The organism is Paenibacillus sp. S02 (assembly GCF_019454065.1).
GTDB lineage: Bacteria > Bacillota > Bacilli > Paenibacillales > Paenibacillaceae > Paenibacillus > Paenibacillus polymyxa_B.
Window position 1 is genome coordinate 5826945 of sequence record NZ_CP073682.1, and the last position, 15623, is coordinate 5842567.

The following is a 15623-nucleotide window of genomic DNA, read 5'->3' on the forward strand; positions in this document are numbered from 1 at the left end:
TTTTGATCGATTTCTTTCCACACTTTTTGAAGTTTTCTTCCTGTTTCAAGGACAGCATTCACACTAAAGCGCTCAAATAATCGTGCACAATTCGTTAGTCGCACTCCTGCTCCAATGGTTAAGAAACCTGCGCACAAAGAAAAGAGAGTAAACCAATCATTACAAAAATTAATCCAACGCCTAAGAGAACTTCTGCATGAGCATCCCCATGCCAAGCAGGCCGAATATGCACAATGGCTTGGCGTGGCACAAGGCCGTATATCGCAGCTTAAAAAGTTATTGTAGCTTGATTAACCTGCCGAAAATCCGTATACTAACAAAAAAGCAAACGATATTATGCCTATGAAGAGCATCCAACTCGGAGGCGTTTACGCCAAGGACCATACGTTAGCGTAGGATATGGCGATATGTACCTAAGTAAACCGGAGCCGCCCGTTACAGCGGAGCAAAGTGGATTGGAGAGTTATGACATCTGTCATGCTGTCTGGTCAATTTGGGTGGCACCGCGAGATCAAAGCGCTCCTCGTCCCATGTGGATGAGGGCGCTTTTTGTATTTTTATCCGAAAAGGAGTGCGGTGTCATGTTGGATATCAAATGGATCAGAGAGCATCAAGAGCAAGTTCAGACGGCAGCAGACGGCAAAGGAATACAGGTATCGGTCGCGGAGCTGTTGACCCTGGATAATCGGAGAAAACAGCTACTTCAGGAAGTGGAACAGCTTCGACAGAAGCGTAATCAGTGTAGTCAAGATATTGGTGCGCTAATCCATGCCGGCAAGAGTGAACAGGCAGATGAGGCGAAGCGGCAGGTCAAAGAAATTAACGAACGGCTAGATCTTCTGGAAGCCCCGCAACAGGAAGTAGAGGAACAGTTTCAACAGCTTTTGCTTCTGATGCCTAATATCGTATCGCCAGATACGCCATGGGGGAGATCGGATGAGGATAATGTTGAACTGGAGCAGGTCGGGTCGGTTCCGAACTTCGGATTTGAACCAAAGGATCATATGACGCTCGGTGAGCTTCACAAGCTAATCGATGTCCCTCGGGGTGTCAAAACAGCCGGTACCCGTAACTACTATCTGACGGGAGCTGGGGTTGCATTGCATCGGGCTGTGCAGCAACTTGCGGTGGATCTGCTGACTGAACGTGGATTCCAGTTGCTGGATGTTCCGCTGATGGTACGTGCAGAGGCCATGCGCAGCACTGGTTTTTTCCCGCTCGGACTGGATCAGACGTACCGCATCACAGGAGAGGATCAGTGGCTTGTAGGTACTTCGGAAGTGCCGCTGGTCTCGTATTACAGCGGTGAGATCGTGGATGTTACGGACCCGATTCGGCTGGCAGCCGTGTCCGTATGCTTCCGCAATGAGGTTGGCTCGGCCGGAAGGGATGTGCACGGACTGTATCGTGTGCACCAGTTTGCCAAGGTTGAGCAGGTCGTCATCTGCGAAGCCAGCCTGGACGCTTCGGAACAGATGTTTCAGGAGATTACGCGCAATGCGGAAGACTTGCTTCAACTGCTGGAGCTGCCCTACCGTAAGATGGCTGTTTGTACAGGCGACATGGCGCAAAAAACCTACAAGCAGGTGGACATTGAGACATGGATGCCCAGCCGCCAAGCTTACGGCGAGACACATTCGTCGTCCCAGCTACTTGATTTTCAGGCGCGCCGTTCCAACATCCGGTACCGCAATGCGGACGGCAAGCTGAAATATTGTTACACGCTCAACAACACAGCGGTCGCTTCGCCCCGGATTCTGATCCCGTTGCTGGAGCATCACCAGCAAGAGGACGGTTCGATCCGTATTCCGGAGGCTTTACTCCCATATATGCCGCGAGGTATGGAATTTTTGTGTACTCCCTTGTTATGAAAACAGGAGCGCACTTTGAAAAGTAGTACCCAATGAGCAGGATTTCCCATTGTAATCATCGCAAAAAAAGACGAAGGACAACTATCCTTCGTCTTTTTTGATGTCTTATTGTGCTTCTGCTTCCCATGCGCTGGCAGGGCCAAAGAATTCATAGTGGATATCCGAAGCAGGGATATTCCACTCCTTCAACAAGCCGTATACCGATTGCATAAATCCCTCAGGGCCGCAAAAGTAATATTGTGCGTTACGTTCCGGTATCACGGATTGCAACCAGGCCAGATCCAAACGACCTTCCTTGTGAAAAGCCTGTGCAAGCCGATCTTGCTCCGTTGGTCTGCTGTAACACCAACGAACTGCAGCCTGTGCATCATGTGTGGCGACCAGCTTTTCCACCTCATTGCGCAGAGCATGGTTATCCCCGTTGACTGCTGCATGGACAAAGGTGATAGGCCGATGCGGAGCAGATTTCACCAAGGAAGCCAGCATACTGACCATCGGGGTTAGCCCGACCCCGCCGCTGATCAGTACGACAGGTCTGCGATCTGCCCGATCCAGCGTAAAATCACCCGCCGGTGCAGATACCTGAAGCACATCGCCCTCTTGCACCTGCTCATGCAGATACACGGATACTTTACCTGCCGGACGGGACTCTACAGCATCCTCTCGCTTTACAGATATCCGGTAGTGGGATTGGCCTGGGGCATCCGAAAGACTGTATTGACGAATGTGGGTATTATGTTCACCCGGAACTTCCATTTTTAAGCTTATATATTGCCCAGGTTCGAATTCAGGCAACACCTGTCCATCCTGCGGCACCAGATAAAAGGACGTAATTTGGTCGCTTTCCCTAACCTTTTTCTGCACAACAAAGCTCTTAAAGTCTGACCAGCCTCCCTGCTGCTGTCCAGCCTCCTTGTACATTTCAGCTTCCACGTCTATAAATACATTAGCGATCACACCATAGGCCTCGGCCCATGCGGCAATGATCTCGTCTGTAGCCGCATCTCCCAGTACGTCCTTGATCGCAGCGAGCAGATATTTTCCGACGATAGGGTAATGTTCCGGCTTAATTCCCAAACTGCGGTGCTTATGTGCAATCTGACGTACCACCGGAAGAATTTCCTCCAGACGGTCAATGTGCTGCGCGGCTGCGTATACAGCATTGGCCAGCGCTCCCTGTTGACGTCCTTGCTTCTGATTCGCGTGATTGAATATATTGAGAAGCTCGGGATGGGCCTCAAACATCATCTGGTAAAAACGCTTGGTGATTGTAGTTCCATGTACCTCCAAAACAGGTACCGTCGATTTGATCGTTGCAATGGTTTGCTCACTTAGCATCTTTGTATCCCTCTTCTCTCCAAAATAAGATCAACAAAGGGTGTTTCAACATTAGCACCCATTTGTAACCCTCAATTTAAAGCAAGTATACCCAGATAAAGTAACCGTTTATGTGATTCCAGTCACTTTAAATTTGAAATAATGTGAACGTGTCAATGACAAAACGCACATCTAAAAACAATTCCGATATAACTGACGAGCTTTCCCCAAGTAGGTAAAAAGGGAACGCCTTTCGGTCTGATCCAGGTTCTAAAGACTTCAATTTATTCCACTTGTAAACGCTTTCAATTAGGATAAAATCGAAGATGAGGTGCCGGACAAGCTGTTCCGGCTCATCCTATCCGAGTTAAAGGAGGCAGATGATATCGTGAAGTGGATCAACAGCAACAAATGGTTAGCCGCATGGCTTTGTATTATGTTCGCAGTGGCCAGTGCGGGTCTTCAACCCGATGCAGCACATGCCAATACAACAGGCGTTACGCAAGCAACCTACGGGACCGAGGTGAACCAAGCGCTGAATGGTTTGGACGTCCCCAATGCTGAACTATCCCTGAGCGCAACAGCAAGCACAGCCATTACGAACGGAATGGATTGGAAAGACACCGCAGGTAACCCGATTCAGGCGAACAGCGGTAATATCCTAAAAGTAGGTTCCACTTATTATTGGTACGGCGAGCACGCCGAAAACTGGAAATTTGAAAAAGTGAACGTATATACCTCAACCGATTTGAAAAATTGGTCCTTCCGCAGCAGTATTCTCACCAAAGATTCCGCCCCTGAGCTGAATTCGAGCAAAATCGAGCGTCCCAAAGTTATCTACAACAAAACCACCGGAAAATATGTACTATGGGCGCACTATGAAAATGGCACGGACTACTCACTAGGTCGTGTAGCCGTCGCTACCAGCGATACACCCGACGGAAATTTTGCCTACCAAGGCAGCTTCCGCCCACTGAATTACGAGTCTCGTGATATGACGGTGTTCACGGATACTGACGGTAGCGGCTACCTTATTACAGCTTCCCGTAAAAATGGCGGCGCCAATGATACGATGGCGATCTTCAAGCTGACAGCCGATTATACAGGCGTGCAGGCGTTCGTTGGCTGGATTTTTGAAAATGGCTATCGCGAAGCTCCTGCTGTTGTGAAAAAGAACAATACCTACTACCTGTTCACCTCGCAGGCATCTGGCTGGTATCCGAATCAGGGCGCTTACGCAACCGCCAGCTCCATGACTGGAAGCTGGTCTGCTCTGTCACCCTTCGGTGATCCGGCGGCTTACGGCTCGCAAATCCATTCCATCGCCACGATTACGGGTAGCGCAGGAACCAGCTACATCTATATGGGCGACCGCTGGAATCCGCTCAACCTGAGCGACCACAAATTCATCTGGTTGCCACTAACTCTGAATGACTCCAACAAAACAGCAACCCTGAACTGGTACAGTAGCTGGGATCTGGATGCTGCGACAGGCACGGTCATCCTACCATCCCTTGTGAATCACGCACAGGGCAAAACAGCGACTGCTAGCTCAGCCGCATCCAGTTCTCCAGCTTCACTGGCGAACGATGGCAACGCCCAAACCTCGTGGAAGGCTGCTTCCGCATCCTGGCCCGCTTGGTGGCAGGTCGATTTGGGCAGTACCAAGACCATCAGCGAAGTGGATATTTCATGGTTTATGTACAAAGGATCTGAAGCGTATTACAAATATAAAATTGAATACAGCACGGATGGAGTTAACTACTCCACGATTGATCGCACAGGTAATACCACGTATGGTTTTACCAGTGACAAAGTCAATTTTCAAGCTCGCTACGTGCGAATTAACCTTGTAAATGCAGTGCTATTCAATAATCCGAACAACTGGTATACCCCGACGGTGCATGAAGTAAGATTGCTTGGCAATTAACTTTCACACTTGGAATATTGCCTTAATCCTAAAAAAAATATCGCACAGCTCTTGCGCAATGTTGTACCCATTTGCAGGAGCTGTGCGATTTGTGTTGAACCGCTATGTTCGAGTGCCTCTCTTAGACTCCTGAAGTATCCCATGCCGGGCAGTGATAGTGAGTCGCAGATAATCAGATATCAAGCGCTGCATGATATCCTTGATATATTGCAGTCGTGATGGTAGATGCCTTAACGCAATCTCCGATTTGTGCGACATAAGGTGCACAATCAATTAACTCATCTACTACGTTTCTTCTTGGCCGTTGTCCAAGCGCACAAATGACTGAAGTACCTGGAACAAGATGTTCTTCACCATTTTGATCAGCGCAAACAACACCTTCTTGTGTAACACATAGCCCTTTAAATCCTAAATGAACTTGAATGTTATTCTTTTCGATTTCTTTTAACATAATGGGACGATGTCTAATATTAGCATCCGGAGCCAGCTCTGCTCTCATCTCTACCAGATGAACAGTCTTACCTTCCTGAGCAAGGTGAATGGCTGCTTCACAGCCTGCCAGACCTCCTCCCAATACGACTACGCTATCGCTGACCCTGTCCTGCTCCAGGTAGTAGTTATTAACAATGACTACGTTATCACCATTCAATCCAGGAATTGGAGGAACAATTGCTGCGGAACCAGCTGCTATAATTAACGCATCAACATTTTCTTTCTCTGCATACTCTTTAGTAACAGGTGTATTCAAACGGATCTCAACGCCAGCGTCTTTAGCCAGCTTTCCGAGAGTAACACCTAATTCATACATCTCATATTTAAAAGGAATCGCCTGCTCTCCCCTCAAAATACCGCCTACCTCGTCAGCCTTCTCACATAGAATAACTTTATGTCCGCGTTTGGCTGCAGTAAGAGCTGCATAAAGCCCGCCTGGGCCTCCACCGGCTACTAAAACCTTGCGTGGATTAGGGGAAGGGTAAATTTCTGTTCCATCCATCTCACGACCAATTAATGGGTTAACCGTACAGCGTCTTGTGGATGTTTCTGCACGTTCTGCCATACAGGTGAAGCATCTCAGACATTTAATAATGTCCTCGTCGCGGTTGCTCATCACCTTTCTTGGAAGCTCTGGATCAGCAAGCAGTGCGCGAGCCATTTCAACAACATCCGCCTGACCGCTGGAAATGATTTCTTCCATTTGAGCCGGGTCATTTAATCCGCCGACCGTTGCAACCGGAACACTTACATGCTTCTTAATCTCTGCTGCAAGATAAACGTTACTTCCATGAGGCAAGAACATCGAAGGATGTGTGATACCAAAGCCTGTCTGATAAGTTCCAGCAGATACATGGAGTAAATCGACTCTTGATTCGATTAATTTAGCAATTTCTATACCTTCTGTCAGGTCATAGCCACCTTCAAATAACTCCGAACCACTCATTCTAAACTCGATTGGGAAGCCAGAACCCACCGCTTCACGGACACTGTCCAGAACCTCCTGTGCAAAACGCACCCTGTTTTCCAAAGTTCCGCCATACTTGTCTGTTCTGCGGTTGAAATAAGGAGAAAAAAACTGATTAATCAACCATCCATGTCCGCCATGAACCATAATCATTTCATAACCTGCTCTCTTGGCCAGTCCAGCACATCTACCATAAGCTGCTACGATATCATCAATTAGTTCTTGCGAGAGTTCCTTTACTTCTCTGCCATCCGGGCGTACTCCGGGGCTGGGTCCCCACTGAGCAAGTCCTTGTTTCTTATTTTTGTCAGTCAGATAAGTTCCTGCATACTGTCCAGAATGAGACAATTCCACACTGGCAATTGCCCCGTGACGGCGAATAGCGTCTGCAGTATAGGTAAAACTAGCAAGAGAATCTACTGTCCCCAGATCCAGATGGTACATATGGGAAGCTTCCGTTTCGGGATGAACTACAACTTCACTGACCGTGACTGACGCAGCACCGCCTTTGGCTCTTAATTCATAAAAAGCTGTAGATTTCGGTCCAATAGTGCAGTCTGCTGTAATATCCGTACCTCCCATAGGAGAGCCAAACATTCTATTTCTGAAAGTCACATTTCCAATTGTGATTGGTTTACATAGATTGGGATATTTTCTTTGCATGATCTCATGCTCCTTATCTGTATTTATTGCTATGGGTTAATTGATAGCTTTCTGATTCATATCCACAGCCATCTTCTGATTTTTTCGGGTAGTCAACTTATATACAAATGTTAGAATAAGTCCGGCTATGCCAAGAACGGCCGCAATGACAAAAGCTCTCTGATAGCTACTGTCTGTGCTGTAAACATGACTCATAATGGATGGGCCAAAGTATCCTGCTGTTGCAAATCCAATAAACATAATTCCATAATTCACACTATTATTTCTCACACCAAACTGATCGGCAGTAAATCCAGGAAATACCCCCATCAGTGCACCAAAGCATAAACCAATAACTGAAATACCAATATAGAATGTCAACACACTACCTTCGCCTGAAAAATAAAGCAATGTGAGTCCTATGACCGAAAAGACAGAAGAAAAAGCCAGGGTATTGATTCGACCGATTTTGTCCGAAATATAGCCTGCAACGATTCGTCCGCCCGTGTTAAACAATGCCAATACGGAAACAACTGTCGTAGCGGCTGCCGCAGACATACCAATCATTTTCTGAGCTATAGGAGAAGCTTGTGATGTACACATGAGTCCGGCAAAAGCACCACACATTAATAACAAGATCATGATATAAAACAGAGGGCTTGAGAGCATGCCTTTCCAGTCTTTGTCGTTCTGAATAGAACGGCCAACATTTACAGTCTTGGGTGTCCATCCTGCAGGAACAAAATCAGATGGACATTTCTCAATGAAGAAAGAAGCAGCACATACAATAATAAGAAATGCTATACCGATGATAATGAATGCTGATGTCACACCAGACCTACTGATTAAACTATTGGCAATAGGAGGTATAATAACTGAGCTTATTCCATAAGCAGCCGTTGTTATACCGCCAACTAATCCTCTTTTGTCAGGGAAAAACTTAATAGAGTTGCTAATTGTGCATCCGTAAACCATTCCCGTTCCTAGGCCGAGTACGATACCGTAAGCCAATACCAGGTAACCTACAGATGTTGCAAATCCTGATAAAATCATACCGCCTCCAAATAGCAAGCCCCCTACAAAGATCACTTTCTTGGGCCCGAATCGATCATTAATCCAGCCACCTGAAATCATCGTGATAGGACCTACCGAATTTGTAATCGTAAATGCAATAGCCAAATTCCCCGGTGTTAAACTAAGTCCTGTGACGCTGCTCAAATATTCTGCCATTGGGGCAGAAAATACACTCCACGCGTAAATTGATCCAATACACAGATTAATAAAACAGCTTGCAATCAGAATAATCCATCTCTTTTTTGTAAGTTCCACTGAGATCTTCTTCTCCCTCGTCGTTGTATTGTGAAATCATTCACATATTTCGAATTAATATTAACACGTGCTTTTTAATATATCAACAGGAACATGTATGTATTTATATGTTTTATTAAATATGTATTATTAAATATGTTTTCAATAATATATCAATCTTATTGTGGACTCGCTAAATATGTTATACTTAACCAATAAACGACGAAAATGTTAGGAAGAATGCCTTATGAGAACTTTAAAATATGCCATTCTGGGCTTGTTAAATAAAGAACCTATGACTGGTTATGATATAGGTAAAGAATTCAGTAAAGATTTAGGCGAATTTTGGACTGCAAAGCATAGTCAGATCTATCCAGAATTAAAAAAACTGCTTAATGAGGGACTTATCGTCTACGAGATCCAAATTAGCGGAGAAATTTTAGAAAAAAAATTGTATTCGATTACGGAGAAAGGCAAAGAAGATTTTTTACAATGGCTAAAAAAAGCAGAGCCTATTGAACCCACTCCCAAAGATGTGTTTAGGCTGAGAATGTATTTTTCTAATCATCTGGATATAACAACCCGATTATATTTGTTGGAACATCAGCTACTTCAACATCAAGATAGGCTGGAACATTTACGCAAAAATAAAGAACGTTATGAAACTATTCCTCCTCTTGATAGTGATAATTTTGGCGATTATCTTGTATTAGATGGTGCTATTTTACGCGAAACTATAACCATACAATGGATAGAAAGTTTTATTGCTTATTGTAAAAAATAAAGCATCTCATTTTCCCTTAAACTTATTGTAAACACAAAAAAGCACAAGGATTCGAGAATATGTAGCTCGAACCCTTATGCTTATTTTTTTACTAATCAACGCATTCGATTCACTGTGGTAAACACAAATTTATCGTACCGATGCCGTGAGAACGAGTATTCAAATGGTATACCCGTATCCAGATAACCCACCTGCTCAATTTCCAAGATTGGATCATCCGCTGCGCAGTCCAAATGCTCCCGATCCAGTTCCGTCGACTTGGATGCCCGGATGGTACGGTGTGAACCGACAATATTAAGTCCCAGCTCCTCCTTAATATGTTTGTACACCGAGCCATACAGCACCTCCTCTGTAATACCGCTGATCAGCTTCGTAGGCATGTATGTGCGCTCGATAACATAGGGCTCACCCTCCACGACACGCAGACGAATCACATGATATACAGGAGAATTGGCATCAATAAATAGATGGGTCGCTACCTCTTCGGATGGAAATTGAACGTCAAAGGCGACGATTTTGTTTTTAATCTCTTTCCCGCGCAGTACGTTGGTTAACCCCAGCATTTCATTTACGACAACGTTAACAGGGCCATTGTGAACTGATTTGACGATAAAGGTTCCGTGTCCTCTTTTACGATTCAGCAACCCGTCCATCACCAATGTGTCCAATGCCCGCTTAATCGTCATCCGACTTACACGAAACTCTTTTGCCAGTGAGATCTCATCGGGAATCGGATCATCACTGCTATAGGTCTTATTCATAATCCGCTCTTTGACCTCTTGTGCAATCCGCTCGTATTTGTTCATCTGTCTACCACCTGTACTAAAAATTATTTTATGTCAGCATTTTACCAAAACATCGGTAGCGCTGGTTCTTTTTATTCTGCAGGCGGGACGTTAAGGTATTACGGTATAAGTAAGTATACCGAACATTATACTTTCTCACCAGCGGCGTACAGCACAGTTCTTTGACGATGATGAAGAAAAAAAGGCGGTCCGGAGGACCACCTTAGAATCCGTTATTCTCGATCACCTGTTTGAACCAGTGCCCACTCTGTTTAACGGATCTCTTGCCACCGTTCTGAAGATCGACAGACACAAAACCATAGCGATTCTTATAAGCATTCGTCCAGGACCAGTTGTCCATAAACGTCCATAAGTGATAGCCCTTTACATTGGAGCCTTCTGAGATCGCTCGTTGGACCCATTTGAGATGCTCACGGATAAAATCAATGCGATAGTCATCGCGGATCATGCCCTGTTCATCTCTGAACTTTTCTTCACCTTGAACGCCCATTCCGTTTTCTGAAATGAAGCATTCAATGTTTCCATAATTTTCTCTGACATTGGTCAGAATGTCGTAAATGCCTTTCTCATAAATCTCCCAGCCCCGCATCTCATTCATCTTGCGACCAGGCATGATGTAATAATCGAAGAAACGTTCCGGCACAAAAGGCGCATCCGGGTTTGGCAGACTTTCGCGAGCCTTGACTCTGCGTGGCTGATAATAGTTAATCCCCAGCAAGTCCACAGTGCCCTGGCGTATAATCTCCCGATCTCCGTCTTCCATGCTTGGTACATATCCCTCTTGGCGTAACAGCTCCACGAGCAAAGGATTGAATTCTCCCGTCACAGATGGGTCTAAAAAGGAACGGTTAAAGAACGCATCGCATATTTCAGCAGCCTGCACGTCTGCCGGATGCTGACTACGCGGATAAGTCGGCGTCAGGTTCAAAATAATTCCGATTTTGCCCTTATAACCGCCTTCTCTGTAAGCCTTAATGACACTGGCGCTCGATAACAGGGTATGATATCCCACCTGTACAGCTTTGCCGAAATCCACTTCATTCGGATAGTGGAAATCGTATAGATAGCCGCCTTCCACCGGGACAATCGGCTCGTTATGCGTAAACCATTTGGCTACACGATCCCCGAATAGCTCAAAGCAAGTGTTAGCGTAATCCACGTAAGCTTCGACCGTCTCCCGGTTCACCCAGCCTCCATTTTCCTGTAAAGCCATCGGCAAATCAAAATGATACAGATTCACAAACGGCTCAATACCCGCCTGATGCAATTCTTCAATGACGGAAGTATAGAATTGAACCGCCTGCTGGTTCATTGCACCTTTCCCTGCCGGAAACAGGCGTGACCAGGAAATAGAGAACCGGAAAGAGTTATGACCAAGCTCTTTCATGAGTGCAATATCCTCTTTGTAACGGGTATAGAAACGGGACGTATCGGCAGGGCCGACCCCGTCATAGAAACGGTTCGGCTCCTGCTCAAACCAATAATCCCAAATGTTCGGTCCTTTGCCGTCTCCCTCCACGGTTCCTTCTGTTTGGGTAGCCGAAGCTGAAGAACCCCACCAGAAGTCGGACGGAAAACGGTATTGAATGGTTTGCTGCTCTATATCTTTCATTTCGGTATGATTCACAGCTCTACTCCTCTCTCTTTTGCAATGAATAAGCTGCTAATCTAGCAGCTTATTCACATTACATTCCAATAGTTTGATCCTTACCTGCAACAGCTGCTTGGCTAAGCTCCTCTTCCTGTTCTTTACGAACATTAATCCGGTCAATAATTTTCAGGAATGGGAACCAGATGATAAAGACGACAGCCATATTAAACAGTTGCAGTACACCACCCATCAGTGAACCTGTACCCATCATTCCGCTAAAGAACAATGGCATCGTCCAAGGAACCTGTATTCCGTTTGGCGGTGGCACAATCCCCGTAGACATGGCAAAGTAAGTAATCAGCGTAACGATCATTGGAGAAATGACCCATGGAACAAAAATAAGCGGATTCATCACAATCGGCAGACCGAATATGACGGGCTCATTGACATTAAACAGACCCGGTCCAAGGGCCAGCTTACTGACCTGCTTCAATTGCTTGCTCTTCAGGAAGAACAGAATCGAGAGCACCACAGCCAGTGTCATACCTGTACCACCGATACCTACTGTATAAATATCAACAAACTGCTTGGTGATGATATGCGGCAGTTCCGCTCCTTTGGAGTACGCTTCATAGTTTTCAAGTGCCAGCGTATTCCAGATCGGGTCCATAACCGAGTTAATAATAATTTGACCATGCAGCCCAAAAAACCATAAGAGCTGAACAAAGAAAATAGCAATCAATGTAGGGATAATGCCACTACCCAAATGCACCAGCGGTGCCTGTACAGCATGATAGATCAAATCATGCAGGTTATTGTGAAGCGTCAAATTGACTACGACGTTGATAACCAAAAATACAGCTAGCGTGATACACGCAGGAAGCAAAGCGGCAAACGACTTGGCTACTGCCGGCGGAACACCCGGAGGCATTTTGATGATAAAGTTTCGCTGGGTCACCTTTCGGTAAATCTCAGCTGCTATAAAAGCGACGATCATGCCAAGGAACATGCCTTTGGCCCCGATCCGGTCGACCGGAATGACGCCTGCAATCGTAGCACCGCTCTCTTGAGTCAGCACGAATGGGGTCAGCATCAAGAAGCTGGCCAACGCGATCATCCCGCCAAATATGGGCTCGACCTTATAACTTCGAGATAGATAGTAGCCAATCCCGACGACCACGAATAAGGTCATGATGTTCAGTGTGGCATTTGGGGCAATATTCAGTAAATTTTGAAAACTCGTCAGATTGCCCTCGCCCATCCACCCTTTTAGAAACGGCAGATTAATAATAACGACGATAATGGAGCCAAAAACCGTTAATGGAAATGACAGCATAAATGCATCACGCAGTACAGTTAGATAGCGGTTATTGTTCAGTTTACCGGCAATAGGTATCAGTATCCGGCTTAATTTTTCAAACAAAGCCTATTCCTCCCCGCGAAGTGACTTGCATCAAATAGGTTTGCAACCTTTTCATGTCCCAAATTTCACAAACTTACATGTTTAGTTATAAATTTCTGGATTTAAACAACTCCAGCAATTCTAGAACCAGGTCCTTCATGGTAACCGTGGACATCAGATGATCCTCGGCATGCATCAGAAGGAGCGAGAAAGGAGTTTGGGTACCTCCCGCTTCCTTCTTAACCATTTGGAAATGGATATCATGCGCAGCACGTAAATCCTGCTTGGCTTGTTTGAGCAGTTCGTCCGCACCTTCTACATTCTCATTTCGGTATTCGGTTAGCGCCTGAATTACTTTACTGCGAGCGCTTCCACTATGAAGAATAAGTTGGAAACTAATTTGCTCTTCCGTCAGTTCAGCTATATTGACTTTATCCATTTTTGCGTTCCACCAGCTTCACGGCCTGTTCATAGGCTTTCTTACCATCAACCATTCCGTAGGCCATCATGTCGATCACTTCTACATGAATACCATATGGAGCTGCTTCCTTTTCCAGTTGTCCTTTCAGAAAACTCATTTGCGGGCCAATCAATACCGCGTCAGCCTTAGCCATGTCTTCTGCCGCCTGATCTTGACCTACTGCCCAAATTTCAGCCTCGTCCCCAATGGACTTAGCATATTCCTGCATCTTAGTAACCAGCAAACTTGTAGACATACCTGAGCTGCACGCCAGTAAAATTTTCTTCATGGTTATTCCTTCCCTTCAAGGTCTGATTGGATGTTAAGTACTAGAAAACGTTTACAGCGTAATTATAAATCCAGTCTTTTGATTTGTCTATACATTTAATATATATGTATAGACTTTTTTTAAAATGACACTACTTCTTCACTTTTTTTCTTGAAAATGAACGTGATCTCTTATCTTTAATCTCTCAATAGTAATCGATTTTGCGGGAGCATGTTCATTCACCGTCTAGGCACCAAAGCCTCGCTGGATATCACCGCAAGTGATATCGCCGGAGGCCAAGGTCCCGTATGAGTTTATGCGTAACGGCAACTCTCTGTTAAGCATCCAAAAGATATAGGGCGGGTTTAGGTGTAAAGGGAGCAAGCGATTAGCTTGCTCCCTTTCTGGTTATTGAGATGAGATTAGCAAGTGTCATACATGGAAGCAGAGCTTCCATGTGCTGAAAATTAGAAAATTTTAGAATATCAAGAAACATTCCTACATTTTTATCGTCTATATTATGGAAGACCTTACGTATGAGGATAAGATTTCCCGAAGCCTGAAGTTAAAAAGTCAACTCACAAAGGAGCTTATGCATGTTAAAAAAGTTAGGATTAGCTACATTGATTCTGGTTACTAGCCTCTCTGTTATTGGAACAGGCTGGGCCGCATCCAGCACAACAACCATTGAAGTTTCTAAAACTGCTCTGGATTACAACGTTGCTCGTCCGCTGAGCGATGGTGCTTTTCATGATGGCTTATTAGCTGCTGAAACATCCGCTGGAAACCTCGTATATTACAATTCCAAAGGAGAGAAAGCTTTCTCACTTCCCGCCGAGCTTAAACCCATTGGTGATTTTCATGAGCAGCGAGCCGTCGTGAAAAATACAAAAACCAATCTCTATGGATACATTAACACCAAAGGGGCACTGGTCATCCCTTGCCAATATACCGAAGCCAATTTCTTTTCTGAAGGAAAAGCCAAGGTTACCATAGCAGACACCAAAGAAAATGCAATTATAGATCGAACGGGAAAAATCCTTTCTCATTTTAAAGAAAATGTGGAGTCAGAATATGTATTTACAGACGGTCTGGCCCTCGCCTACGCCCCTAACACTGGCAAGATCGGTTTTGTGAATGCCTCTGGTCAAATAGCGATTCCTTATAAATACAAATACAGTCGTGGTTTCTCGGATAGCTTGGCTATTGTTCAGAATAGCAAGGGGCTATACGGGTATATCAATACAGCAGGGAAAGAAGTCATTCCTCCTCAATATAAATCCGGTGGAGACTTCTCGGAAGGATTGGCCCCTGTGCAAAATACCAAGGGGAAATGGGGATTCATCAATAAACAGGGAAAAGTCGTGATTCCCTTTAAATTTACAGATGCCCAGAATTTTAGTGAAGGCCTGGCGAGTGTGAAAAATGCAAAAAACGAAGTCGGATTTATTGATAAAAACGGAACGCTGGTCATTAAATATCAACAAAAATATGATGTTACTTCTCCGTTCAAAGAAGGCCTTGCTTTAGTCGGTAAACAAACACAATCATCCGTCTCAGACGGCAAATTCGGTTACATCAATCGTCAGGGGCAACTGCTGACTAAACTTGAGTACAGAGCGGAATCCTCCTCCTTCTCTAGTGGCTATGCTGTTGCTTTTATCAAGCCAGGCAAAGCGTTCATTGTATCTAAACATTCCGTTTCAAAATAAAAAAGACGACCCCGGAAGCAGATCGAGTGGATCTGCTTCCGGGGTCATTAGATTTCCAATATCTTGTATACAA

At 45.1% G+C, this 15623-nt stretch carries 13 protein-coding genes; 5 read left to right on the plus strand and 8 right to left on the minus strand.

The genetic code is table 11. From position 1 onward, the window contains the following. Positions 1-114 precede the first annotated feature (114 nt). Complete coding sequence (locus KAI36_RS25910; RefSeq protein WP_220026395.1) at positions 115-285, plus strand: hypothetical protein; 171 nt, start codon at positions 115-117, stop codon at positions 283-285. 296 nt (positions 286-581) lie between these two features. Continuing rightward, complete coding sequence (gene serS / locus KAI36_RS25915) at positions 582-1871, plus strand: serine--tRNA ligase (RefSeq protein ID WP_220028212.1); 1290 nt, start codon at positions 582-584, stop codon at positions 1869-1871. Between the two features lie 105 nt (positions 1872-1976). Here serS and hmpA read toward each other — a convergent pair whose 3' ends face one another. Next, a complete protein-coding gene (gene hmpA, locus KAI36_RS25920) occupies positions 1977-3209 on the minus strand; it encodes an NO-inducible flavohemoprotein (RefSeq protein WP_220026396.1) in 1233 nt (410 codons plus the stop codon). Positions 3210-3576: 367 nt separating this feature from the next. Here hmpA and KAI36_RS25925 point away from each other — a divergent pair, with 367 nt between their 5' ends. Beyond that, entirely contained in the window at positions 3577-5118 is a 1542-nt protein-coding gene (locus tag KAI36_RS25925; protein WP_220026397.1) for a family 43 glycosylhydrolase, read from the plus strand. 172 nt (positions 5119-5290) lie between these two features. Here the strand turns inward: KAI36_RS25925 and KAI36_RS25930 are convergent, their stop codons facing one another. Together KAI36_RS25930 and KAI36_RS25935 are read right to left on the minus strand one after the other, a co-directional pair. Then, complete coding sequence (locus KAI36_RS25930) at positions 5291-7240, minus strand: oxidoreductase (protein ID WP_220026398.1); 1950 nt, start codon at positions 7238-7240, stop codon at positions 5291-5293. Positions 7241-7276: 36 nt separating this feature from the next. Then, a complete protein-coding gene (locus tag KAI36_RS25935; protein WP_103047193.1) occupies positions 7277-8548 on the minus strand; it encodes an L-lactate MFS transporter in 1272 nt (423 codons plus the stop codon). A 226-nt stretch (positions 8549-8774) separates the two neighbouring features. Here KAI36_RS25935 and KAI36_RS25940 point away from each other — a divergent pair, with 226 nt between their 5' ends. Beyond that, positions 8775-9311 (plus strand): PadR family transcriptional regulator, encoded by a 537-nt coding sequence (locus tag KAI36_RS25940; protein ID WP_053326400.1) that lies wholly within the window; start codon positions 8775-8777, stop codon positions 9309-9311. A gap of 95 nt (positions 9312-9406) precedes the next feature. On the opposite strand, the gene KAI36_RS25945 is transcribed toward KAI36_RS25940, so the two are convergent. The 5 genes from KAI36_RS25945 to KAI36_RS25965 form a co-directional block, all read right to left on the minus strand. Beyond that, positions 9407-10117, minus strand: a complete 711-nt coding sequence (locus KAI36_RS25945; RefSeq protein WP_023990962.1) for a GntR family transcriptional regulator — start codon at positions 10115-10117, stop codon at positions 9407-9409. A gap of 202 nt (positions 10118-10319) precedes the next feature. Then, positions 10320-11729, minus strand: coding sequence for a glycoside hydrolase family 1 protein (locus KAI36_RS25950; protein WP_220028213.1), 1410 nt, complete (start codon positions 11727-11729; stop codon positions 10320-10322). A gap of 73 nt (positions 11730-11802) precedes the next feature. Beyond that, on the minus strand, positions 11803-13131 hold the full coding sequence (gene celB / locus KAI36_RS25955) for a PTS cellobiose transporter subunit IIC (RefSeq protein WP_220026399.1): 1329 nt from the start codon (positions 13129-13131) through the stop codon (positions 11803-11805). An 85-nt stretch (positions 13132-13216) separates the two neighbouring features. Next, a complete protein-coding gene (locus KAI36_RS25960; protein ID WP_013312602.1) occupies positions 13217-13549 on the minus strand; it encodes a PTS sugar transporter subunit IIA in 333 nt (110 codons plus the stop codon). Beyond that, positions 13542-13859: a PTS sugar transporter subunit IIB gene (locus KAI36_RS25965; RefSeq protein WP_029518773.1), complete on the minus strand. Its 318-nt coding sequence runs from the start codon at positions 13857-13859 to the stop codon at positions 13542-13544. Before KAI36_RS25965 ends, KAI36_RS25960 begins: the two co-directional genes overlap by 8 nt. A 575-nt stretch (positions 13860-14434) precedes the next feature. On the opposite strand from KAI36_RS25965, the gene KAI36_RS25970 reads away from it, so the two are divergent. After that, entirely contained in the window at positions 14435-15550 is a 1116-nt protein-coding gene (locus KAI36_RS25970) for a WG repeat-containing protein (RefSeq protein ID WP_220026400.1), read from the plus strand. Positions 15551-15623: the final 73 nt, after the last annotated feature.

Excerpts from the sequence above, each read along its gene's own strand:
- serS (WP_220028212.1), top strand. The coding sequence starts at position 582 with ATGTTGGATATCAAATGGATCAGAGAGCATCAAGAGCAAGTTCAGACG.
- KAI36_RS25950 (WP_220028213.1), bottom strand. The coding sequence starts at position 11,729 with ATGAAAGATATAGAGCAGCAAACCATTCAATACCGTTTTCCGTCCGAC.
- KAI36_RS25945 (WP_023990962.1), bottom strand. The coding sequence starts at position 10,117 with ATGAACAAATACGAGCGGATTGCACAAGAGGTCAAAGAGCGGATTATG.
- KAI36_RS25970 (WP_220026400.1), top strand. The coding sequence starts at position 14,435 with ATGTTAAAAAAGTTAGGATTAGCTACATTGATTCTGGTTACTAGCCTC.
- KAI36_RS25930 (WP_220026398.1), bottom strand. The coding sequence starts at position 7,240 with ATGCAAAGAAAATATCCCAATCTATGTAAACCAATCACAATTGGAAAT.
- hmpA (WP_220026396.1), bottom strand. The coding sequence starts at position 3,209 with ATGCTAAGTGAGCAAACCATTGCAACGATCAAATCGACGGTACCTGTT.
- KAI36_RS25960 (WP_013312602.1), bottom strand. The coding sequence starts at position 13,549 with ATGGATAAAGTCAATATAGCTGAACTGACGGAAGAGCAAATTAGTTTC.
- KAI36_RS25940 (WP_053326400.1), top strand. The coding sequence starts at position 8,775 with ATGAGAACTTTAAAATATGCCATTCTGGGCTTGTTAAATAAAGAACCT.
- KAI36_RS25965 (WP_029518773.1), bottom strand. The coding sequence starts at position 13,859 with ATGAAGAAAATTTTACTGGCGTGCAGCTCAGGTATGTCTACAAGTTTG.
- KAI36_RS25910 (WP_220026395.1), top strand. The coding sequence starts at position 115 with ATGGTTAAGAAACCTGCGCACAAAGAAAAGAGAGTAAACCAATCATTA.